Below are 22912 nucleotides of genomic sequence, written 5' to 3'. Positions count from 1 at the left end.
ATGATAATTATTAAAATTGGCGGTAATATGGTAAATCAACTATCGGAACCATTCTATCAACAGCTAAAGTCATTGCAAAATAACGGTGAACAGATTTTAATCGTCCATGGTGGTGGCAATTTAATTTCAACCTGCGACCAGTTCATCGGGCAAATAACTCATAAAATTAATGGCATTCGGATTACAAACAAATCCACCATCAAAATTTCGGAGCTCGTTCTAAACCAGATTGTTCAGCCACACCTGAATGAATTATTATCTCAACATGACATCCAATCCGTCATGCTAAACCAAAATGGTCAATCATTTTTGCATGGTGATTACTTAAATCAATCGATTTATGGCGAAGTTGGCCAAGTTACCCATGTTGAAAATAGTATTAAACAAGCAATTGATCATAAAGTGGGCATCTTATCACCACTTGCTATGGGCAATCACCATCAAATGTTAAATGTCAATGCGGATACCGCTGCTAGCGATCTTGCCGCCCTACTTCACGCCGATCAGTTAGTGTTGCTCACCGATGTTTGCGGCGTTAAGGTTCATCAACAAATGATTAATCATTTAAATTACAAATACACTAAACAATTAATTCAAAAACAAGAAATCAAAAATGGAATGGTACCAAAAGTCAAAGCAGCGTTCTATGCTTTACAACACGGCGTTCATAACGTCTTTATCACCAACAGTCTTAAAAATATTGGTACTAAAGTCACACTATAAAATTAAGGGGAGATCATTAAAATGAAATCAAATTTATTACCAACATACAATCAGTTTCCAATTGAACTTGTCGATGGCCACGACTGGCATTTAATCGATTCCAAAAGCAAAGAGTACGTCGACTTCACCAGCGGTATTGGTGTTTGCAACCTCGGTTACAGTAATGAAAAAGTTAAAAATGCGGTTGCTGATCAATTCAAACACATTTGGCATACGTCTAACCTCTACCATAATTCATTGGCAGAAAAAGTGGCTGGCAAACTTTGTCCAGAAAATTACTTGGCTTTCTTCTGTAATTCTGGAACGGAAGCAAACGAAGCTGCCTTCAAAATTGCACGTAGACATACTGGTAAACATAAGATGGTGGCATTCAACAATGGGTTCCATGGCCGGACATACGGTTCACTCTCGGTTACCGGATACCCTGGAATTCAAAAGGGATTTCAGCCGTTAGTCCCTGACGTTAGTTTTGGCAACTATAACGATGATGAATCATTGAAACTAATTGACAGAGATACCGCTGCCGTGATTCTAGAAGTCATTCAAGGTGAAGGTGGCATCAACGTTGGTAAAAAAACGTGGTTGCAGAAAGTAGAACAAAAATGTCATCAGACTAAAACAATGTTAATTGTTGATGAAGTTCAGAGCGGGATGGGCAGAACCGGATATAAATTTGCCTTTGAAGCAGACGGGCTCCATCCAGACATCATTACATCTGCCAAAGGACTCGCAAATGGTTTACCAGTGGGTGCTATGATGGCGAAGAAGGAAATGGCCAGTGCTTTTGGTCCGGGTTCCCACGGAAATACGTTTGGTGGGAACAAGGTTGTTATGGCATCTGCCAATGCCGTTTTAGATCAACTCACCCCCGATTTCCTGTATCAAGTTAAGGTCAAGGGTAAATTCTTATCTAAACAGTTGCATCAAAAGATTGAACCACTTCCAAATGTTAAATCGGTTTCCGGGAAGGGCCTCATGATTGGCATTCATTTAGATCCAAGTATCAAAGTTAGTGACGTCATTACTAAACTTCAAGGGTTAGGCTTACTAACATTATCAGCCCGGGGCAATACATTAAGACTATTGCCACCATTAATCATCAGTGAAGAAGCCATTAGTTGGGGCCTTGATCAGATTGTAAAAGTCATTCACAATGAAAATCACTAAAAAAATAATAGAGTATATTATTATTTTCCATTGTATCAACAATTTTTTGTATTATTATTTATGGTAATCATCTGTTCATAGTTTTTTAATGGAAGCAACATTCTTTTACATTATTTCATTAATAGGATGGACACTGGTAATTATATATTTATATATAAAAAATAAGTAATTAAATCAGATTAATAATTTTCATGTAATAAATTAAGAGACAAACCACTAATTTTATGAATGGTTTGTCTCTTTTTTAATTTAAGTATTATAGTACTAAAATATTATAGTACTTCAGTACTTTAGTATTTTAATATCAATTTATAATATTCGATCCGATTTCATAATCTCTGGAATCAAGTGAACTAATAGATATCCGTGTCCCTGTTTATCAAAGGTTAATCCCTCAAATTCACGGTGACCGGAAATTTTACTATCATAAACATCGGCATTCTTTAAATGACCTAATTTATTAACTGGCATCGACATAATCCCGCCGTCAGCAACAATGTAAATTCGATTGGTTCGCTGGTTATAAGCCATCCCCTGAAGATTCTGACCTGGCCAGTGTTTCAATCCTTGTTGAATTAAATGAAAGTGAACACCGTCGTTAGTAATTCGTCCTTGATAAATTTTAATGAAACTATTCATACTACGTGTGAACGTATACGCATTCCCATTTTTATCAAAAGTCATGAAATCACTGATGGGATAATTATTATTAAACTGAAAATCAATTTGTTTAATTGGTTTCAAAGACGATGTTCCAATCTCAACCATAGCAGCACGCGTCTGGGCAATCTTACCAATCCTGATCAACCATAGTTGATGATTCTTTGGATTATACGATAGCGATTGACCGTGGCCGGTTGTGAAATGAGGACCAACTTTGACGGCACTTATCACCTTTCGCTGCTGTTTATTAAAATGATTAATCTTGTGGTTGAAGTACAGATATGAAATTCGTCTGAGTTTTGCAACGTTACGACCAGCAATCCCCATCTGACGTAATTTACCCATGTCATACCTTACAATCCAGCCATCATAATCGTTATCGTGATGGCTCTGGTTACGATTACATAAAACATACATGTACCGGCCATTTGGCGTTGAGGTAATGCTTTGAACGTCTCCCCAATCGTACTTACGGTCCTTAATATTATTCGGCAAGAAAAGATAACTGCTAAATTTAACTTTGCGGTTACCACCAATCGTTGCTAAGTGGTGCTTAACACCATTATCAGGGGCATAATAATATTTATACGCCTTATTTTCATAGTTATGATTATCTAAAATATGAAAATTACTCCCCATATCCTGTGGAAGTGCATTATCTTGTTGATTAACAGTTGCAACATGATCCTGATTCATTGATTGGGCCAAAGATGTCTTGGGTGCAGTAACGGCCATTCCACCAGCCATGACAACAGCTGCAATTAATAATGAATATTTTTTCAAAATTCATTCAATCCTTTTTTGTTTAAATTTATTATGTATATATTTATTATTGCGCGAAATAATTAGAAAAACAACTAAAATAATAGAACGGATTTGAAAATCAGATCCGTTCTATTTTACACATATTATTAATAATCCTTACCTTCGTAAATCCACTTGTGACCATTATATTGCCAAATTGATTTACCATTTGACCACTCTGCACCATTATATAAATATAGTGGTTCACCTTTAGATGCGATGACATATTTTCGATCCTTAGCAGTCGGATTAAGACTTGAAAAAATTCCATCCTCAGTGTTGGATGTTGAAAAGGCCTCGTTCTCTTCATCTGTTGGGGAATAGTAGATGCTATGATTAATTTTAACCATCAAGAAATCTTTCCTCCGGATTTTTTTAGCTTCAACTAATTGTCGAACGTTGTAGAAATGAATCGACTTTCGTTCAACTTTTTTAATTTGTTTTGTTAAACGATGATCCCGCTTAGTTTGACTTCCTAATCGATTGTACTCCTTTTGATATTTTGGACCATATTCACCGGCATCTTCTAGATCGCCTTCGTTTTCCATTTTATCTTCAAGTGAATTCATTTGATTATCGATCCGATCGTATTTATTCATGTCTGACAAATTAGTAAAAAGTAAAATCGGCTGACTTTTAGAAATGTCCTGATCATCACCAAGGGTGGCTGCATGCCACTTATACGTAAAGTGTTTAGTTTGAGCGACTTTATAATTTGTCAACTTTACCTTATTAAATAGTTTACAGCTAGGAATTTTAAATGAGTTAGCGGTTAAAAGTGGCTGGTCATCATCAATCAACTTTTCGTTTGGACTCATGGCAACAATTAAATGGTTACCAGATTTGTTAATCAAATCTTGATTAGTTAAGTAAACATTTCAACCAGCTGGAATGGTCTCACTTTTAACAGCATGATAACCTTTTTTCTTTGACCATTCGTTCAATGTTACTTTTAATGGAGCATTCAACTTAACACGTTGTAATGTGTCCCAATAACTGTTACCAGCCGGGGGAATACTGACGCTAACTTTCTGTTTAGATATTTTACGATGCGTTCGTTTAGCGCTGGCAGGTCCAGAAAATAAAATTGTTAAGCCTAAAACAGCCATGATGGCAACGGACACACGCCAAAGTATTTTCTTAAATGAATTGATAATAACATCCTCTATTTATATTTTACATCTAAAATCATCCTTAAGAAATAGCTAAACCAAGAGCAATTAAATTGAATATAAATTACCCATCAAAGTATTATGATATTTTAGTACTATAATATTTTAGTATTAAAATATTTAATTCCACATTTCAACAATGGCATAACACAACAAAATTGATAGAACGATATTAACCGTCAAGCCATGGTGATTAAACCAAGATTGAAAGGCAGAGCCAACCAATGCCCATAAGATATTACAGAGTGAAGTGATCAAACACATTACAATTCCCATGTAAAAATAATTCCGAAATGATGCTGAAAGATTGGAAACAGAAATGATACGTACCCGATTAAGAAATATAACATCACTTTAAAATTGGTTAAGTTCACTGCCATTCCTGCCCAAAAACGATGACTGGAATTCCTTTTTCTCTGATTTGATTTTCCAGAAGAAACAAATAGTGAATAAATTAAATAAGCTAAATATAATGATCCAATTAATTTCAGAATAATCAGAAAAACAGGTGAAATGGCCTTCATAGAACTAGTAAGAAATAAAGCAATAAAATCCAGAATAAAGAAACTAACGAATAATCCCAATAGAAAAGCACGTGATCCCTTTAATCCACGAATACGGCATTCTTGAAGTGCCATTAAATTATTCGGCCCTGGTGTAATTGCCATGATGGTAACGTAAGAAAGAAATCCTAGCATACTAAACACCAACTTTCTTAAAATTATGCTCATTATATTCTAATTTGAAATAAAAGCAAGTCATGAATATATCCATGACTTGCTTTTAGTATTTTAGTACTATAGTATTTTAATGTTTAAGTATTTATTTTTGATTACGCTTATCATAACCACGATTATACGCATCTTTGATTTCTGCATCAGTCAGGTAATGATCCAAAATTAATCGTTTAATAACATCACTGATACTCATACCATCAGCAACCGATTTAGCTTTCATTTGCTTTTGAAGTTCTTCTGGTAAGTAAATTGAAAACTGTTTCTTAGAATTTGATTTTAAATAAAAATCTTTGATTTTAGAAAAACGAGTTAAACGGGTTTCTTTTGGTTTTTGATTTGCTTTCGATTTTGGTTGTTTTTTTACTGTTTCAGATTTAAACAAAGTATCTAAATCTTTGGAGTAATTATTATTTTTACTCAAAATGGATTGTCGATTCTTGTTTGCCACGATTTATTCCCCCAGTTTCATAATTTTTTTAGTCAGATGAAGGTATTCTAAACCAGCCTTGCTATTCTTATTGTACTCATAGGTCGACATGTTGGCGACAGCCGCATCTGCAACATCAATTGTCCTCGGAATTTCTTCGATTGTCGGGTATTCATCTTGCTTAATACTTTCGGTCACTTCGTTACTGTGATTAGTGTGAGAAGTCATTGTAATCACATAACCAAATACCTTCAAATCAGCATTAATCTGGCTTTGAACATTTTTAATCGTGTTCTTCAATAGTTGCATTCCCAGCAATGCTTGATATTCAGATTGAACCGGAATCACAACATAATCACTAGCTGATAAAGCATTGACAGTCAAAACTCCACGGGAAGGTGGACAATCAATTAAGACATAGTCATAATTATCAATCACACTTGATAATGCCTTTTTAAGAATTAATTCCCTTAACGTTGCATTAACTAAATTTAATTCTGCATCTGATAAAACAAGGGTAGCTGGTGCAATATCTAAATTAGATTTAATATTTAAAATAATATTGCTAAGATCTTGATTACCAAGCATCACATCTGACATCGTTGGTAATTTTTGATCAACAATTTGATGCATATTACTTTTGACACTGGTCATACTTGCCTGTGGATCTAAATCAATCAGTAATACTTTTTTATGAAAGGTCTGTGATAAATTTTCGCCGACTTCAATCGTCGTCGTGGTTTTACCAACCCCACCTTTTTGATTAGCAAATGAAATTATTTTAGCGGACATTTCATTAATGGCCTCCCTTAAGTAATCAGTCTATATTTACATTATAGTACTTTAATATTACGGTATCAAAGTACTATAATACTAAATCATTTTTATTTGTTACTTGGATAAATTATTGATGTCATCTAAAATCCCACTAATATCATGCTTTTGACCTGATTCTTTTTTATCCGATGTTGTCTTTTTATGATTTGCGTTCTTTTGGTAGGTAGCTATATCAGATTTTATTTTTTCCTTTTGTAAGTAATCCGGGCCCAAATAAAGCTTAATTAATTTTTTCTTCTTAGATGCTTCTAAATTATCAGCATCATTAAGAATTTTTTCTTCAAGCAATTTTTTCTCTTCCTGATCCAATTCGTTCGTATTAACAACATTATCTAAACGCTTTCTAATATCCGAAAATGTACCCTGACTAAAATCATCAGCATTCTTCATTTCTGGTTTCCATGAAAAAGCATAAGCAATGATTTTGCGGCCTTTTTTAATTTTGGAAATATGTAAACCTTTAAGATATTGCGATAATTCCTGTTGAATGGGCTTTAAAACCCGTTTATTAATGTCTCTAGCCTTATAACTCTTTGGAATTGCAAATAATACCCTAAATTCCTTTAAATTAAATTTTCGATAACCAACAATCCGATATTGCTTAAAAAGGCGAAAGGCCGTTTTAGCATAACTAGACCTAAGATCAACAAACTGAGAGAGCGAGAATCGCGTCCAATTAACAATTGAATTTAAAACTTCTTTTAACTTAGGATTAATTGTGATGGCAACCGTTTGTTTATCTTTGTTAATTTCAAATCCCGTAAATAAGACCCATGCTTTATATACGTGGGTATCTTCATACCAGATGTTCAAATTTAGCATTTTGTGATATGTATTCTCCAAATCTTTTACAAAATGATTGGTATGCTGATCATACCTGCTTAACGTTTTAATAGAATCAAAGGGAAAAACAACTGTATCGGTTCCCTTATCTCGCATTCGACTAACAATCGAGAAGAAAATATTAAACTCTCTCGAATTAAATTTTCTAAATGGAACGGCATTAAGTTCATTACTATACTTCACAATCTCATTGCTCATTTTTTTCACTCCAATCACAAAAGAATGTTTTGCAATTATAGTATCACATTAAAGGGGACAAATTCAATTAATGGTAAGTCCCCTTATTACACCGATTTATGACGGGTAAAAATGTCCCCTTATTTCGATAAATCCAATTACGTTTTAATTAAGATCAAGACAATGAATCAACTAGTAATTTATCCACGGTAAAAAAGTCCCCATATCAATTAATTAATCTAGTGCTAACTTGGTAAAAATGTCCCCTTGATTCTGCTATCAAGGCCTATTAAACCAGTAATAGAATAGGTCGGGTAAAAATGTCCCCTTATTTATCCATAAGCTCAGCTTACGAGTTCAAAAAATCATGGTAAGAATGTCCCCATAAGCACCTATCTACTAAATCATCCCAAATCAATATTATATTCGGGTAAAAATGTCCCCTTATCTGGGTAAAAAAGTCTCCTTATTGGGGTAAAAATGTCCCCTTATCACGGTAAAAAAGTCCCCTTATTTATTTATAACCCTATGATATATAAGCAATTACAAGCAGCTAAAGAGTATTTAAAGAGTTTATAAAGAGTATGTAAAGAGGAAAAGACAAAATAACATAAAGTGGCAACTAAATTTGACAATTAATAATTACCCAAATTAAACTAAATAATGTTTATGAAATCAAAAGTAAAGAGGGAACATTAATGGATCAACAATTCGGATGCAGTAATTGGGCAACGGTAATTATTATCTTCTTTGTCCTATTACTTTGGCATCCCAAAATAGGTCTTTTGTTTTTAATTATCGTTTTACTATGTGTTCTACTTCACATTATTACCCATTTTAGAATCTAGGTGAATCATGAGATTATTTAGAAAACCAAGTTGGAAGAAATCATTTAAAGCTAGAACCACTGGTAAATATAAACGACGCATGAAACGTGCTATTAATCCATATTACGGAAGAAAAGGTGCAGGTTGGGGTAATAACCCTAAAAAAGCGTTATATAATCACATTTATCACAAATCAACCAGACCCATCTTTAAAACTAGACCAACTAGAAGAAGAACTACATATCGGAGTTCAATCAACCGTAATAATAACCAAAAATTATTACCATACCACCGTGTCAATAATAAATTCGATGAATTCTTAAATGTGATTGTTTTTATTATTAACAATATAGATTTACTTGGCGAATGTGTCATCATTATTATGATAATTTGGATTCTAACGGAAACTATGTTTGAAATGTAAATAGTATCATAATACTAAAGCACTATACTATATCAAAAAACATCAGAACTAATAATTCTGATGTTTTTTAATTAAATAAATTAATTTTAATAATATTAAAGTACTTTAATATTTTAGTATTAATGATTTAAAAAATTCTGAATTAATTTTCTTACATCCTGATTCTGTTTGGGAGTTCCCATTGAAACCCGTAACCAGCCTTTTCTTAATCCAGCATTTAATAGATAGCCATGTTTTTGCAAGTAATCATTTAGTTTAGCTGCATCCTTAATCTGAAAGAAAATGAAATTAGTTTGTGATGGATAATATTTTGATTTAATTTGATCAAGGAATGCTTCCCATTTCTTAATTTCAATGGAATTTTTATGTTCTACTTGTTTAACAAAATTCTGATCTGAAATTGCTGCAGTTCCAGCCACATCTGCCACAGTACTTAAATTAAATGGCGGACGGATTTTTTGAAGTTGATTGGCAATTGGCAAATTAGTAACTGCATATCCAATTCTTAAATTAGCTAAGCCGTATGCCTTTGAAAACGTTCTTAATACAATCAAATTCGGATATCGTTTTAATAAATCAACTGATGAGGGATGACTACTTGAATTAACAAAGTCAATGTAAGCTTCATCGATTGCAACGATAACTGATTTAGGAACCCGGTCCATAAAAGCAACAATTTTATCGTTGTTTAAATAACGGCCGGTAGGATTATTAGGATTACATAACCAAACCAACCTAGTCTGCTTTTTAATCGCATCTGCAAGGCGATTCAAATTGATTTGACCATTATCATTAATTTTTACATCCGTGATAGTGGCACCTTCGACGTAAGCATTCACCTTATATTCTGGAAATGTGGGTGCTAATTCAACCATATTATCATGGTCATTCAAAAAGACACGGTTAATTAAGCCGATAATTTCATCCGAACCATCACCAAAAACTAATTGTTTAGGATCAACATTCAAATGTTTGGCAACGGCAAATCTTAATTGATTTGCTCCACTATCAGGATAACGATTTAAATTAGTTAATCCCCATTTCAATAATACTTTCTTTACATTTTCAGATGTTCCATAGGCATTTTCATTTGCTGACAAGCGAACAAGGTGTTTTACCCCTAATTGTTTGGCCAATGATGACAAGGGTTGAGCAGGATGGTAATCAGGCAAATTAGCAATCGTTGGTTTCATTATTTTCACCTCAATTAAACAAATTAAAGAAACATATATATCAACTAAATCAGTTTCTTTAACGTATATTTATAACGCTTTTGATTCGAAAAAGCTAGTGTTAAATAAAATAAAATTAGTAGTATTAAAGTACTAAAATATTTTAATATTATAGTATTATAAAAATTTGCTAATTTGATCATAATCCTGTATATTTAGAAATGCTGTCACAATTGAATATTCTAAAGGAATGATTAAACGATTTATGAATAAATACGATCAACAAGTGGAAGAAATTAAGAAGCAATTAATTCCACTAAAGGACTCAAATCAAATTGCTAAAACATCTTACTTTAAAAATGTTGAATTAAATGATCTAAAAAGAAATTTAAATAATAATGATGTCATTAGTGGTGATGATGCAAAATTAATTATCAAATCAATTAAACATAGTAATAATCCTGAATATATCATGCGCTCGCATGATATTGATAAATCATTTCAACTTAATGATCATAATGAAGATTCATTATATTTTAAACCAAGTATCGTTAAAAATGATTTTGATAATGCAATCTCAATTACATACCATAATTTATTTCAAATTTTTAATCAAAATCATGTTTTAAAATACGATGTGGTTAAAAGAAAATTGGTTCCTAAAATATTCACTAAAAATAATCAGAGGTTTCCAACATGGCAATACGTTTTAGCGATTATCCTAGCAATTGTTTTTACTATGATCAGACATTGGTCGTTTTTCGGACTATTCGTAATTCATGGCTTAGAATGGATTGTTAGTGGTTTCATTATATTAATGTTCATCGTTGGAACATTTTCTGGTAGCGGTAATTCATCATCTAATTATAATGACAGCAGTTCCTCCAATCATAGAATCACTGATATGTTCATTGGGTATGAAATTTTTAAACATTGGAAAAAATAATATTAAAGTACTTTAATATTTAAACACTAAAAGAAGCGTTCATTTTGAACGCTTCTTTTAGTGTTTAAAATGGTCCTTAATTAACGAATAACCAAATTCAATCCAAAATATTATAAAGGCAAATATGAATTAAAAACCAAAATTATCCCAAAGTTCCCGTAACGAACTAAAGCCATCGGTTGGTGCACGGAAAATAGCTAAAATGGCTGCGAAAATTCCAACGGCAATAATCAAGAAGAAGATAGTTTTAATCCATTCCCATATCTTTTTCATGATTAATCATCTCAATTTGTTCAGTATTTTAGTACTAAAGTATTTTAATATTATTACTTTTTGTTTTTTTGTTTTTTTATTTTTAAATACACTAGTCTAATTAATATATAAATATTTAATAAAACTAAAGTGCCACCACCAATAATTAATTCTAGCCAGAGCGTGAAGTGAAAATTGGATACTTTTGGTTTTTGAAGGATTAATAGTGGAAGAAAAGCAGGAATAGCTTCATAAAGAACAATCGGAGAAGAAACGATAAACAAAAAGATAATATTAGTAAAAAGCCAGTCACTTAAATCATTTAAACAACCATGGTTATGATCTTTAATTTTTTTAATTTCATAATCATTATTTCTCCTTAATTTATTCAGTATTTTAGTACTAAAATACTTTTATATTATTTAATAATGCCAAATTTACGGCAATGCTGATTTAAGTACTTTAGTGTTAAACTATTTGGATGTTTAATTAAATCTAATGGTTTACCACTCGCCATGATTTTACCTCCAGCTTGGCCGCCTTTGGGTCCTAAATCAATTAAATTATCAGCATTCGTCATTAAATCCAAATCATGAGTGATGATGATAATAGTCGCACCCTTTTGTTTTAATTTATTAATGACACCAATTAAGGTTTGAACATCTTTGGGATGTAAGCCAACGGAAGGCTCATCAAACACGAATAATGAATTAGCTTGTTGTTTATTCAAATGCTTAACCAACTTCAAACGCTGAGCTTCACCACCAGACAAACTCGGGGTGCTTTCTCCTAAGTGAAGGTAGTTTAACCCAATTTCATCTAAAATCTTTAATTGGTGATCAATTACTGGAACATCTTTAAAGACAGGAATGGCATCCTTAACGGATAGTTTCAATAAATCAACAATACTATAACCATGCCATTTAATTTTTTGAACTTCATCATTGAATCGATTGCCATGGCAGTACGGACATGTTTCTTCAATGTCTGGCAAATATTGAACGTCCAAATGAATCGTGCCCAATCCACCACAGTGCGGGCAAGCACCTTGTTTATTATTATATGAAAAGTAGGCGGCTCCTTCATGATTAGCTTTTGCAGCAGGCAGTTTAGCAAACATCCTTCTTAAATGATCCATAATCGTAGTATAGGTTGCTAAAGTTGACCGTTCATTTTTGCCAACCGGTTTAGCATCAACGCTAACAACATTTTTAATGGTTGTCTTTAAACTTGATACCTGCTTGGGTAATTTTTGATGATGATGGGAAGCCTTGATTGCAGGGACTAAACTATCTAATATAAGACTAGTTTTGCCAGCACCGGAGAATCCAGTTACCGCTGTAATTTGATTATTTGGAATTGAGACGTCAACATTATGAAGATTAAAGTAGTCATTCACATGCATTTTAGTCATTGCAGAATTCGGTTTTGATTGAACCTTCCGATGTAAAATATTTGCTTGACCAGAAATGAATGGACCAATTAGTGAATGCTGATCATGAGCAAGGGCTTGGGGTGTTCCTTGTGCAATAACACGACCGCCAGCATCACCTGAACCTGGTCCAATTTCAATCACCCAATCAGCCGCATTAATGATTGAAACTTCATGATCGACAACCACTAATGAATTTCCTTGTGCAATTAATGCCCGAAAGATATGAATTAGACCTTTGACATTATCGGGATGCAAGCCAACTGATGGTTCATCTAAGACGTATAAAACTCCCGTCGTTTCCGTCCGCAAAGTTTTAGCTAATTGAATTCGTTGTAATTCGCCAGTAGATAAGGTATTGCCACTTCTTGAAAGGGTTAGGTAATCTAATCCTAATTCAAGTAATGGTTTCAAATTTTCATTTAAGTTTTCAAATAAAATTTTAGCCATTCGGTTCATATTTTCTGGTAACTGTTGTTTCGTTGCTTTTTCCCAATTTGTTAGTTCGCCTAAGGTTAAATTACTGACTTCAGCAATATTTTTACCGGCGACTAATTGTTTCAATAATTTCGGATTTAAGCGGGAACCATGGCAGACTGGGCAGGTTGAAAAATGAAAGAATTGATTGATTCGTTTAATAGCCCGTTCGCTCTTCGCTTTTTTAAGTGAATCATAAACGGAAGCATACGCATTTTCGTACAATGCCTTGTTGGCATGAAAAACACGACCCGTTGAAGTATGAAAATTAACGGAGTATTGTTTCTTTTCACCATGTAAAACAATCTCTTTTTCATGTTTAGATAAATCTTTAAATGGTACATCAGTTCTCACACCTAGAGTAGCGGCAATGGTTTTCATGAAATTACGTCCTGGAAGATGCCAAGGTGCAACGGTCCCTTGATCAATCGTTTTATTTTCATCTTCAATGATTTGATACGGATCCAATTCTCGAACCACACCGGTTCCTTGGCATTTAGGACAAGCACCGCCAGCATTAAAAGCAAAATCTTCAGCAGACTTCGCCATAAATTTAGCTCCACAAACGGGGCATTTAATCATCCCCATATCTTTTCCAGGCTCATCCATCGCTTGTGCAATTGCTAAACTGGGCTGAATCCGATGCCCATTTGGACAAACGGGTGAACCAAGTCGTGAAAAAATTAAGCGAACAACATTAAAAATTTCACTCATCGAACCGACGGTAGATCGTTCAGATGGAACGTTTGGCCGTTGCCTTAATGCAATTGCTGACGGAATATGTTTAACTGCACGAACCTTTGAACGCCTAGTTTGACCAATTCTTCGACGGGTATAAGTTGAAAGGGCTTCAAGATAACGCCTTGAACCTTCAGCATATAAAATTCCCATTGCTAATGAACTCTTACCAGAACCAGATGGTCCAGAAATGGCGACAAATTTATTCAATGGAATGTTCACATTAATATTTTTTAAGTTATGAACGTTTCCACCACGGACTTCAATTTGATCAGGTTGTTTTTGATTAGCCAATGAAATTCCTCCTTACATATTTTTTTAATTTACATTAAAGTATGAAAGTATTATAGTACTTTAATATTATAAAGTCTTAATACTATTTCTTATCATGTTTAACATGCCACATTTTAATTTGATTTAATCGATTTTTAAAATGTATTTCTTTTCCTTCAGCAGTTGGCTTATAGTACACATGTCCTTCAACTGAAGGTGGCATTGTTTTCATCGTTGTTAATTTATCTTTAGCATAATGGGCCAACTGGTATCCCTTGCCATATCCTAATTTTTTCATTAACTTAGTTGGTGCATTTCGAATCTGTAATGGGACTGGATCATCTGCAGTTCTTTTAACGTCTTTTTCTGCAGCTAATTTAGCTTTATAAATGGCGTTAGATTTTGGTGCTAATGATAAATAAGTCACTGCTTCAACTAAGCTAACATCACATTCTGGCATTCCAATAAAATGGCAAGCTTGAAATACATTAATAGCAACATTTAATGCATTTGTATCAGCCAATCCAACATCCTCACTTGCGAATCTTATTAATCGTCTTGCAATGTAAATTGGATCTTCGCCGCCATTAAGCATCCTTAATAGCCAATAAATAGCAGCATCAACATCACTATTTCGCATTGATTTATGCAAAGCTGAAATAATATTATAATGTTCTTCGCCATTTTTATCATATAAAATAAATTTTTTAGTAATTAACTGGCTTAAATCATTTAAAGTAATTTTAATTTTATTATTATATTTTTTCCCATTTAAAATGGCCATTTCTAATGTATTCAATGCTCTTCTTGCATCACCGTCTGCGAAATTAGCAATAATTTTAATTTCATCTGATCCAATATCAACCTTCTTTTTATTTGAATGATTAATGTTTTTAATTATTCGATAAATTAGTAAAGTAATATCTTTTTGGTTTAATTTATGCAAAACAAATACTTTACAACGTGACAATAATGCTGAATTTATTTCAAAAGATGGATTTTCAGTTGTAGCACCAATTAAAATAATACTTCCTTTTTCAACATAAGGTAAGAATGCATCTTGTTGAGATTTATTAAATCGATGGATTTCATCAATAAAAAGAATTGTTTTTTGGCCTTCATCTCGATCTAAACTAGCTTGTTTCATAATTTTTTTGATTTTACTAATGCTACTATTAACAGCACTAAAACTTATAAAACGTGCTTTGGTATGTCGTGCAATAATTGATGCTAAGGTAGTTTTACCTACGCCTGGTGGTCCCCAAAAAATCATTGATGAAATTTGATCATTTTCAATTAATTCTCGTAAAATTTTTCCATGTCCCAGTAGATGATCTTGTCCAACAAATTGATCCAAAGTTTTAGGGCGCATTCGATCAGCTAAAGGCATGCTATTAGATTGATTGGCAAAAAGTGATTCCTGTTTCATTAATTAAAACCTCCCTTTTTAAAAATAATTATCATTATGTATAATTAACTATATACTGTAACGTAACGTTATAATCAAGGAGAAGAGATAATTTTATGATTAAAATAAGTCATATGGCTAAATTGGCTCAAACAACGCGTCGAACATTAATTTTTTATGATCAAAAAAATATATTTAAACCTGCTTTTAAAAATCGTTTAGGATATCGTTATTATGATTACGATCAATTATATAATTTATTGTTTATATTAGAATTGCGCAGTTTAAATATCCCATTAAATAAAATAAAACAAATCAATAATAAATCTAAATTATTTCCAATGAATACTTTAATTAATATTCAAAATAAAATCGATAAAAAAATTAATCATCTCGTTAGAGTTCAAAAAATAATTAATAAAAAAATCAATACAGAGAATATTAAAAATAATAAAATCTTTTATAAACCGATGGTTCAAAAAATGGGGAAGGAAATTTTTTGGTGTTCAAAACAATCTGTCAACTGTACTAAAAAAGAAGTTGCTCAATTATTCTCAGAATTTTATAAGCAATTGAAACCACTAACTTTAATTAATGCTAATAAATCAGGATTTTTAACTAATCTATCATTAAATAATCCCAATTCATATTCAAATGCTTCATTTAGAATTATTAAAGAAACTAATATCAATCATCAACAAAATTCCGAAATTATACCTGTTATTCCCAAAAAATCAAATCGATACGTTACTATCCATGTTGAAAACAATATCAGTGGTATCCATAAGGGATTAATAAAGTTAAAGCACTTTTGTCAAAAAAATAACTTAAAAACTAGCAATTATCTTTGGCAAATTAATGATGATAACCCTTTAATTAAAACAGGTGCTTCGAAATATGGATGGTTGGAATTTAACATTGTTAATAATTAAAATATTATTTCTTTTTTAATTATATATTCAATTGCATAACTATAATATCTTCACTTTCTCCTTTAAATATATTAAATAGTCATTAAACTAAAAGTCTATAACTAATTAAAAAAGACTGACATGAAATGCCAGTCTAAATATAATGATTAATTTGTTGATTCAATTTAGTTAAACCAAGTTGATAGATAACGTTTTATGTCTTTAATTAAATAAAATCAATTAAATTTGATCTGGATGTTCCTTATCGAATCCATCCCAATACTGATTGTATTTAGGTAGGAAAATTTTATGAATGTTATCTTCATTCTTAATAATTAAATATCCTAATTTTTTAAATCGTGATATAAAAAACTAACTTCATTTCGATTTAAATTTAAAATTTTACTCATTTCTTTTATACCACAAACTACATAACGCTTATTATTTTTATCGTATTGTGGATTAAATTTCATAGAATTATTAAGATATGCTAAACAAACCGTATGGTTAGCATCTAATTTATCTTCACTAAATAATTTTTTATTAATAAAAATATCATGATTCAATTTATATCGCCACTTTATTTATTAATTAATGATTATTCATCTACTATAATCATTTTTCATCCACTAATTTAGTAAATATAGCATAATCTACAACTAATTTAGCTAAAATTTAACTATTTTTACCAATTCTAAAAATTGGGATTGCCCCATTATCCTTACATTTGGTTGCATCTTCCTGCATATATTGATCAGCACGTGATGTAAACCAATCTACGAGCGAACTAAAGACATAGCCATAGAAATTTCTGGCTTTATCCCGAGCATTAATTATAATATCCTTTAGTTTAAATTCAAGCTTATCAGAAAGGTAGGGATTAACTTCAAACCGGAATGCCCCATAGTTATTACGGTTATGAGCATTATATCTCATTGCTTGATAATATCCAGCCTTTTTTGCTTTAAAAATTAGACTAGCATATTTATACAACGTCTTTTTACTGTTAAAAGAATATCTAATTATCGTGTCAACCACCCGTTTAGATAAACCTGTTTGTTCATGTAAAGCACGGCCTAAAGTATTTACGGCATCTTCTTTAAATTTTTCGTTAAAATTTGATTGTTCAGAATTTTTTTCAACGTTTTTGGTGACTTCTGTCTCACTTGTACATTTATTAGTATGGTTATAATCAGTCTGGTTAGAATTGCATTTTGCACTTTTCGAAGTTGTGTTTTGCGCTGTATACGATTCGGGCAAAATAAAATGAGGTAGGAAGAATTTATTTGGCGCATTAAACTGTTTTTTAATTATGATCCATCCTTTTTTAACTAGCTTTTTGATTGTACGCGTAATTGTTGATGGATTAATATTCATTCGTCTGGCTAATTCTGTTCTTGGATAAATAACATAACTGGCATTATATTTCTTATCATAAAATGAATCGTTTCGAATACTTAAATTCATTCGGTCGTATAGATGTACCAAGACTGAAACTTCGCTTGGCTTTAATCCAGATTCTTCAAATTCTAAATATTGTTTAAGATATGATCTCATATTATTATTCCCCTTAGTTGGAATAATAAAAAGACTAGAAAATATTCTAGTCCGCTAGTATGTATTTGAAATTTTAGTCTATAAATTATATAATGCATTTATAGTACTTAGCTACTAGTGGAAGTTATTAATGTAATTCTGGCCAAAGAATTGATGCATTAATAACTTTTTTTATTATTCAATTTTATTTTGTCCATTCAATTAACTTGGACGACCATTTATTACTATATTGATAATAGACTGAATTAGGAATTATGTCAATTATTATTTTATTGCAATTCACAACATCTATTAATTACATTTGTAAATATTTTATATTTAAATTCTAAATAAAAAGACCAGCAAATAAACTGGTCTTTTTGTATATCTATATTTAATTAAAATTAATTTATTTATTTTCCCTATCAATCACTTTTTGTAAACGATTAGATGATTGTTGAGCTAACATTGCTAAATAAGTATTCAAATTATAACTGGTTGTTTTAGATACTCTTTTATGATGATCCTGTGATAAACGTTCAGTGAAGTTTTTAGTAATGACCGCTGGTTTTAAAAATGGAATCTTTTTCTGATTAAAACTTTGAATAAAGACAATACTGCCAATTTTCAATTGTTTCTGATCATTTGAACCAACAAAAAAAGCATAGGGCTTCTTTTGAATTGTATTGTGATTACCTAAGCGCAAAAAATGAATGTTAACGGTATTGTATTTTAAACTCATAATAAAAATTACTCCTTATCGGTATTTATAAGGTCATTAAACCCCAAATAGCATAAAATAGCAAGTCATGATTGATGACTTGCCATTAGTATTAATCTTAATTATTTTCTATTCCAAAATGCTAAGCCACCCAATGACATCAAAACGTAGTAAATGTATTTGCCAACGTTTGCAAAGTTGCCTTGTGAAAGGGCTTTGAAAAATTGAACAAAATCATATACTAACCAGAATTTCCATTGAACAGTTAATTTCATCGCATTCATGATGTTAGCAGTCATTGAAATGCCAAAGACAAAAACAGTCAAAATGAAAATACTAGCATCACTAGATGTAATGGCACCGAAACCAATTTTATTAACAACTAAACTGAATGCTAATGATCCAATTAAAATAATGGTCATTAATAAAGCACCCTTAGTGCCTTTAATTGGCTTTCTAGCTTTGTATTTTTCACTGTTCAACCATGTCTTGATTGCCCATGTCTGGATAATAAAAGTGATTGGATAAGTAAGGATTGCTCCTTTATTACCCAAAAGATAATCAATCGTTCCAGATAAAATAATTTCTGGAATCCCAATCCAGTTACCAATATTACTGAATCGGCCAACCAGCCTGGTGGACATAATTGATAATACTGAAGCAAAGGCACTGATGATTCCGAATGGAATATAAACACTCATTCCGCCCCAATGGGTAACCTGATTTAAATTTTCAAACAAATAACCAGATTGCCATGCAACTAAAACGATGATAATGATTCCGATTAAATCAAATACCTTTGACTTTGCCATTAGTCTTAACTTCGGACTAAAAACAGAATTAAGAATATTCAAAATTAAGATCTCCTTTTGTTTTTTAGCAGCCGTACCGGAAGCAACGCTGCTTATTCAATATTGTAGTTTTTTAGAAAATAAAAATCAAATCAATTACTTACTATTTATTAGTTTAGTGAATTTAAATGGATTATAATAGTATTAATTTGATTTACGGAAGGGAGAGATAGTTTGCAAAAACACTCGCAGTATATCTTACTATTTGCAACATCAATGGTATCGTTCATGTCGACCATTGATGCCAGCATTGTCACAATGGCAATTCCAAAAATTTCCCAAAGCTTGAACACCCCGATGAATGAAACCGAGTGGATCACTTCAGTTTATTTGGTTCTCATTTGTATGCTTTTAATCCTATTTGGCAAATTAGCAGATCAAATTGGCCGAATTCCAATCTTTCAATATGGAACCTTAGTTTTCATTATTGGATCACTATTTTCAGGAATTAGTTCAAATTTATGGTTTTTGATTATATCAAGAGGGCTCCAAAGCATTGGTGCAGCAATGACAATGTCGACTAATATGGGAATCATTACTGAAATTTTCCCACCTAGTCAGCATGGAATGGCACTCGGATTAAATGGTTCAATTGTCCAATTAGGCAATGTTTCTGGACCTGCTATTGGCGGTTTAATTTTATCAATTGCCAGTTGGCATTGGATTTTTCTAGTCAACGTCCCAATCGGAATTATCGCATTCATGTTTGGGCACCATATTTTTCCACACCATCGTGAAAAGCTAAATCAAATTAATATTGACTGGCCTGGCTTTATCACATTTGCTGGATTCATACTATTTTTCTACCTAGCAATTTATATTGGTCAGGCAACCAGTTATGTCACACCACTTGTGATTTCATTCTTCGTTCTAGCATTGATTCTAATTGGATCATTTATTGGAATTGAAAATCATGTTAAAGAACCGTTGATTCGATTATCAATCTTCAAAAATGCTAATTTTACGATTGCAATTATCACAACGATGTTAATTTTCATGACGGTTTACTTTAACAACGTCATCATGCCATTTTATCTTCAGAATAATTTAATGTTCAGTGCGGGAACGACCGGTTTAATTTTAATGTTTATTCCGCTTGCTAACATTATTAGTGCACCCATCGGTGGTTATTTATCAGATCATATTGGTTCCCAAAAGATTTCAATGATTGCTTTATTTATTTTCATTGTTCCAATCACAATTTTTAATTTTATTACACCTAAATGGTCAATCTTGATCTTGCTAGCAGCATTTTTGATCTTTGGTTTTGCAAACGGAAACTTCCAAAACAATCCAATGATTATGGATAACGTTGGAAAAGAAGAGCAGGGAATAGCTGGTTCTCTAGCAGCTTTAACCCGTAACATTGGATTTACAACTGGCCTTTCATTATCAACATCATTAGTATATTGGGGTGTCAGTATTAAAGCTCACCAACATTTTACTTCATATCCATATGACCATCCAGATTGGTTTGTCTATGGGATGCATTTCTCATATCGATTTGCATTGGGGTTCATTATCATCAATATCATTTTGTTAGGGACCTTGATGTTAAGGAAACATGCTAAGAACTAGTTAGACGACTCTAAAGTTATTTACGAAGAATAACTTTAGAGTTTTTTATTTCTAAAAATGCTTTACATTTCTAAAAAAATTTTGTATTATCATGAGTGAGTGATCACTCATCAAATAAAAGGAAGATGATTTAAATTGAATCAAAATATTGCCGTTGATTTAAAAAAATTATACCAAACCAATCAAATGCAACCTGGCAAAACTAAAGTTTTAATTGCCGCCCTTAATCTAATATCGAAACAGGGATATGAAAGAACGAGTACCGCTCAAATTGCCAGGGAAGCACAAGTTAGTGAAGGCACCATTTTTAAATACTTCCATAGCAAAAGTAATTTGCTTGATCACATTTTAAAACCAATTTTTAAAAATTTAGCTCCTAATTATGTAAAAGAATTAGTCAATGATCAGAATTTAAAACAAGGTGGTTTATATGGATTCCTCAACCATTTTGTTCACAACCGGTTTGAATTTCTATCCCAAAATCAGATTATCATAAACATTTTATTATCTGAAGTCATGGTTAATGATAAATTACGGGAAGAAATTACAATTAATTTTAAAAAGCAATTACTACCACTTATCAATAAACAAAAATTATTTTTGAATCATTTTGATGAAATTAAACCTGACATTAAAATTCAAAATATAATTAATCTTATGGTGTCATTAGTTTTCAGCTATTTTATCCAAGTCACTAAATTTAATCGGGATACTAGTCATACGTCAAACGATTTAGATCAAATCTCTAAATATATCTATAACGCCATTACAAAATAGGGAGGAACCATAAATGAACACAATCAATACTAAAGTTAAAAATATTATTGATTTAAAAGATATTAATAAAAAATTTGGGAACCACGTCGTTTTAGACAACATTAATTTTCACGTTCCCGCCGGGCAAATTGTCAGTCTAATCGGACCGTCTGGAGCCGGTAAAACAACCATTATCAAGGTTGCACTAGGTCGGATCAAAATTGATTCCGGAACCGACTCAGTTTTCAACACCAAAATGCCAAACCGAAATATTTTAAGTCAGATTGGCTATATGGCCCAAGCAGATGCTTTATATTTAACTTTATCAGCTAGAAATAATTTAGAATTTTTTGCTCACATGCGAGGAATTCCAAATTCTAAAATTAACGATGAAATTCAACATGTTGCTAAATTAACCCAATTAGAAAATAATTTGAATCAACCTGCAATGTCGTACTCCGGTGGAATGAAGAAACGTTTATCACTAGCCATCGCACTTCTGGGTTCACCGAAATTATTAATTTTAGATGAGCCCACCGTTGGAATTGATCCGGTTTTAAGACGGCAAATTTGGGATGAATTAAGGAAATTGAAGGAACAGGGTCACACCATTTTAGTTACCACCCATATCATGAGTGAAGCTGAATTGGCAGATAAAGTTGCGATGCTGATGAATGGACAAATTGCAGCTTTTGATGCTCCTGATAAATTAAAGACTCAATATAATGTGAACAGTATCGAAGATGTCTTCATTAAAATTGAAAATCAGGAGGGGAAGTAAATCATAATGAGAAGGTCACTTACAATTGCCAAAAGAATTTTACTAGAATTAATTAAAGACAAGCGAACACTAGCATTAGTCATTATTGCACCAGTATTTATTTTATTTTTGGTACATCTAGCTTTTAATTCTAATCAAACCACTGACGTTAAAATTGGGACGGTCAATATGAATCATCAAGTTGTTAGTAACATGAGTGATATGAAACATGTCAATGTTAATCGATATAGTGGAATTAACAATGCAAAAAAGAAGTTACATGATCAAAAATTAGACGGT

At 32.0% G+C, this 22912-nt stretch carries 24 protein-coding genes and 1 pseudogene; 10 read left to right on the top strand and 15 right to left on the bottom strand.

Features of this window, described 5'->3' with window-relative positions:
• Both argB and argD read left to right on the top strand, forming a co-directional pair.
• Entirely contained in the window at positions 1 to 723 is a 723-nt protein-coding gene (argB, locus tag WR164_RS07365) for an acetylglutamate kinase (protein WP_286136965.1), read from the top strand.
• Between the two features lie 21 nt (positions 724 to 744).
• The gene (gene argD, locus WR164_RS07360) at positions 745 to 1890 is read left to right on the top strand and encodes an acetylornithine transaminase (RefSeq protein WP_286136964.1); all 1146 of its coding nucleotides are present in this window, start codon (positions 745 to 747) and stop codon (positions 1888 to 1890) included.
• A gap of 309 nt (positions 1891 to 2199) precedes the next feature.
• On the opposite strand, the gene WR164_RS07355 is transcribed toward argD, so the two are convergent.
• The 7 genes from WR164_RS07355 to WR164_RS07325 form a co-directional block, all read right to left on the bottom strand.
• Entirely contained in the window at positions 2200 to 3336 is a 1137-nt protein-coding gene (locus WR164_RS07355; RefSeq protein WP_286136962.1) for a hypothetical protein, read from the bottom strand.
• A gap of 128 nt (positions 3337 to 3464) precedes the next feature.
• Entirely contained in the window at positions 3465 to 4211 is a 747-nt protein-coding gene (locus WR164_RS07350) for a hypothetical protein (protein ID WP_286136961.1), read from the bottom strand.
• Positions 4212 to 4235: 24 nt separating this feature from the next.
• Positions 4236 to 4481: a hypothetical protein gene (locus WR164_RS07345; protein WP_286136960.1), complete on the bottom strand. Its 246-nt coding sequence runs from the start codon at positions 4479 to 4481 to the stop codon at positions 4236 to 4238.
• A 311-nt stretch (positions 4482 to 4792) separates the two neighbouring features.
• A complete protein-coding gene (locus WR164_RS07340; RefSeq protein WP_286136958.1) occupies positions 4793 to 5227 on the bottom strand; it encodes a LysE family translocator in 435 nt (144 codons plus the stop codon).
• 124 nt (positions 5228 to 5351) lie between these two features.
• Complete coding sequence (locus WR164_RS07335) at positions 5352 to 5714, bottom strand: hypothetical protein (RefSeq protein ID WP_286136957.1); 363 nt, start codon at positions 5712 to 5714, stop codon at positions 5352 to 5354.
• Between the two features lie 3 nt (positions 5715 to 5717).
• On the bottom strand, positions 5718 to 6485 hold the full coding sequence (locus WR164_RS07330; RefSeq protein ID WP_286136956.1) for a ParA family protein: 768 nt from the start codon (positions 6483 to 6485) through the stop codon (positions 5718 to 5720).
• Between the two features lie 99 nt (positions 6486 to 6584).
• A complete protein-coding gene (locus tag WR164_RS07325; RefSeq protein WP_286136955.1) occupies positions 6585 to 7571 on the bottom strand; it encodes a replication initiation protein in 987 nt (328 codons plus the stop codon).
• Between the two features lie 677 nt (positions 7572 to 8248).
• On the opposite strand from WR164_RS07325, the gene WR164_RS07320 reads away from it, so the two are divergent.
• The gene (locus tag WR164_RS07320; protein WP_286136954.1) at positions 8249 to 8398 is read left to right on the top strand and encodes a hypothetical protein; all 150 of its coding nucleotides are present in this window, start codon (positions 8249 to 8251) and stop codon (positions 8396 to 8398) included.
• A 7-nt stretch (positions 8399 to 8405) separates the two neighbouring features.
• The gene (locus WR164_RS07315) at positions 8406 to 8801 is read left to right on the top strand and encodes a hypothetical protein (protein ID WP_286136953.1); all 396 of its coding nucleotides are present in this window, start codon (positions 8406 to 8408) and stop codon (positions 8799 to 8801) included.
• Between the two features lie 119 nt (positions 8802 to 8920).
• Here WR164_RS07315 and hisC read toward each other — a convergent pair whose 3' ends face one another.
• Positions 8921 to 9994 (bottom strand): histidinol-phosphate transaminase, encoded by a 1074-nt coding sequence (gene hisC, locus WR164_RS07310; protein WP_286136952.1) that lies wholly within the window; start codon positions 9992 to 9994, stop codon positions 8921 to 8923.
• Between the two features lie 244 nt (positions 9995 to 10238).
• Between hisC and WR164_RS07305 the strand changes: the two genes are divergently transcribed.
• Positions 10239 to 10919: a hypothetical protein gene (locus WR164_RS07305; protein WP_286136951.1), complete on the top strand. Its 681-nt coding sequence runs from the start codon at positions 10239 to 10241 to the stop codon at positions 10917 to 10919.
• A gap of 129 nt (positions 10920 to 11048) precedes the next feature.
• Here the strand turns inward: WR164_RS07305 and WR164_RS07300 are convergent, their stop codons facing one another.
• From WR164_RS07300 to WR164_RS07290, 3 genes are all read right to left on the bottom strand, one after another.
• Complete coding sequence (locus tag WR164_RS07300) at positions 11049 to 11192, bottom strand: hypothetical protein (protein WP_286136950.1); 144 nt, start codon at positions 11190 to 11192, stop codon at positions 11049 to 11051.
• 397 nt (positions 11193 to 11589) lie between these two features.
• Entirely contained in the window at positions 11590 to 14112 is a 2523-nt protein-coding gene (locus WR164_RS07295; RefSeq protein ID WP_286136949.1) for an AAA family ATPase, read from the bottom strand.
• Positions 14113 to 14194: 82 nt separating this feature from the next.
• Entirely contained in the window at positions 14195 to 15520 is a 1326-nt protein-coding gene (locus WR164_RS07290) for a replication-associated recombination protein A (RefSeq protein WP_286136948.1), read from the bottom strand.
• A 95-nt stretch (positions 15521 to 15615) separates the two neighbouring features.
• Between WR164_RS07290 and WR164_RS07285 the strand changes: the two genes are divergently transcribed.
• The gene (locus WR164_RS07285) at positions 15616 to 16431 is read left to right on the top strand and encodes a MerR family transcriptional regulator (protein WP_286136947.1); all 816 of its coding nucleotides are present in this window, start codon (positions 15616 to 15618) and stop codon (positions 16429 to 16431) included.
• A gap of 323 nt (positions 16432 to 16754) precedes the next feature.
• Here WR164_RS07285 and WR164_RS07280 read toward each other — a convergent pair whose 3' ends face one another.
• From WR164_RS07280 to WR164_RS07265, 4 genes are all read right to left on the bottom strand, one after another.
• Positions 16755 to 16976 (bottom strand): hypothetical protein, encoded by a 222-nt coding sequence (locus WR164_RS07280; RefSeq protein ID WP_286136946.1) that lies wholly within the window; start codon positions 16974 to 16976, stop codon positions 16755 to 16757.
• A 109-nt stretch (positions 16977 to 17085) separates the two neighbouring features.
• Positions 17086 to 17967: a MarR family transcriptional regulator gene (locus tag WR164_RS07275; protein WP_286136945.1), complete on the bottom strand. Its 882-nt coding sequence runs from the start codon at positions 17965 to 17967 to the stop codon at positions 17086 to 17088.
• 388 nt (positions 17968 to 18355) lie between these two features.
• The gene (locus WR164_RS07270; RefSeq protein WP_286136944.1) at positions 18356 to 18688 is read right to left on the bottom strand and encodes a hypothetical protein; all 333 of its coding nucleotides are present in this window, start codon (positions 18686 to 18688) and stop codon (positions 18356 to 18358) included.
• A gap of 101 nt (positions 18689 to 18789) precedes the next feature.
• Positions 18790 to 19521 (bottom strand): nicotinamide mononucleotide transporter, encoded by a 732-nt coding sequence (locus WR164_RS07265; protein ID WP_286136943.1) that lies wholly within the window; start codon positions 19519 to 19521, stop codon positions 18790 to 18792.
• Positions 19522 to 19692: 171 nt separating this feature from the next.
• On the opposite strand from WR164_RS07265, the gene WR164_RS07260 reads away from it, so the two are divergent.
• The 4 genes and pseudogenes from WR164_RS07260 to WR164_RS07245 all read left to right on the top strand — a co-directional run.
• On the top strand, positions 19693 to 21096 hold the full coding sequence (locus WR164_RS07260) for an MFS transporter (protein ID WP_286136942.1): 1404 nt from the start codon (positions 19693 to 19695) through the stop codon (positions 21094 to 21096).
• A gap of 135 nt (positions 21097 to 21231) precedes the next feature.
• Positions 21232 to 21873: a TetR/AcrR family transcriptional regulator gene (locus tag WR164_RS07255; protein ID WP_286136941.1), complete on the top strand. Its 642-nt coding sequence runs from the start codon at positions 21232 to 21234 to the stop codon at positions 21871 to 21873.
• Between the two features lie 13 nt (positions 21874 to 21886).
• On the top strand, positions 21887 to 22633 hold the full coding sequence (locus WR164_RS07250; protein ID WP_286136940.1) for an ABC transporter ATP-binding protein: 747 nt from the start codon (positions 21887 to 21889) through the stop codon (positions 22631 to 22633).
• Between the two features lie 6 nt (positions 22634 to 22639).
• Positions 22640 to 22912: pseudogene (locus WR164_RS07245) on the top strand (ABC transporter permease); the annotation flags it as partial.

Origin of the sequence: Philodulcilactobacillus myokonensis (assembly GCF_027923585.1) — a bacterium.
Classification (GTDB): Bacteria; Bacillota; Bacilli; order Lactobacillales; family Lactobacillaceae; genus Philodulcilactobacillus; species Philodulcilactobacillus myokonensis.
The sequence above is the reverse complement of the archived record's forward strand: the minus strand, read 5'-3'. Positions and strand labels throughout refer to the sequence as shown.

Coding starts and splice junctions, on each gene's coding strand:
- WR164_RS07300 (WP_286136950.1), bottom strand. CDS start 11,192: ATGAAAAAGATATGGGAATGGATTAAAACTATCTTCTTCTTGATTATT.
- argB (WP_286136965.1), top strand. CDS start 1: ATGATAATTATTAAAATTGGCGGTAATATGGTAAATCAACTATCGGAA.
- WR164_RS07340 (WP_286136958.1), bottom strand. CDS start 5,227: ATGCTAGGATTTCTTTCTTACGTTACCATCATGGCAATTACACCAGGG.
- WR164_RS07325 (WP_286136955.1), bottom strand. CDS start 7,571: ATGAGCAATGAGATTGTGAAGTATAGTAATGAACTTAATGCCGTTCCA.
- WR164_RS07285 (WP_286136947.1), top strand. CDS start 15,616: ATGATTAAAATAAGTCATATGGCTAAATTGGCTCAAACAACGCGTCGA.
- WR164_RS07270 (WP_286136944.1), bottom strand. CDS start 18,688: ATGAGTTTAAAATACAATACCGTTAACATTCATTTTTTGCGCTTAGGT.
- WR164_RS07250 (WP_286136940.1), top strand. CDS start 21,887: ATGAACACAATCAATACTAAAGTTAAAAATATTATTGATTTAAAAGAT.
- WR164_RS07320 (WP_286136954.1), top strand. CDS start 8,249: ATGGATCAACAATTCGGATGCAGTAATTGGGCAACGGTAATTATTATC.
- WR164_RS07275 (WP_286136945.1), bottom strand. CDS start 17,967: ATGAGATCATATCTTAAACAATATTTAGAATTTGAAGAATCTGGATTA.
- argD (WP_286136964.1), top strand. CDS start 745: ATGAAATCAAATTTATTACCAACATACAATCAGTTTCCAATTGAACTT.
- WR164_RS07305 (WP_286136951.1), top strand. CDS start 10,239: ATGAATAAATACGATCAACAAGTGGAAGAAATTAAGAAGCAATTAATT.
- WR164_RS07290 (WP_286136948.1), bottom strand. CDS start 15,520: ATGAAACAGGAATCACTTTTTGCCAATCAATCTAATAGCATGCCTTTA.
- hisC (WP_286136952.1), bottom strand. CDS start 9,994: ATGAAACCAACGATTGCTAATTTGCCTGATTACCATCCTGCTCAACCC.
- WR164_RS07330 (WP_286136956.1), bottom strand. CDS start 6,485: ATGTCCGCTAAAATAATTTCATTTGCTAATCAAAAAGGTGGGGTTGGT.
- WR164_RS07315 (WP_286136953.1), top strand. CDS start 8,406: ATGAGATTATTTAGAAAACCAAGTTGGAAGAAATCATTTAAAGCTAGA.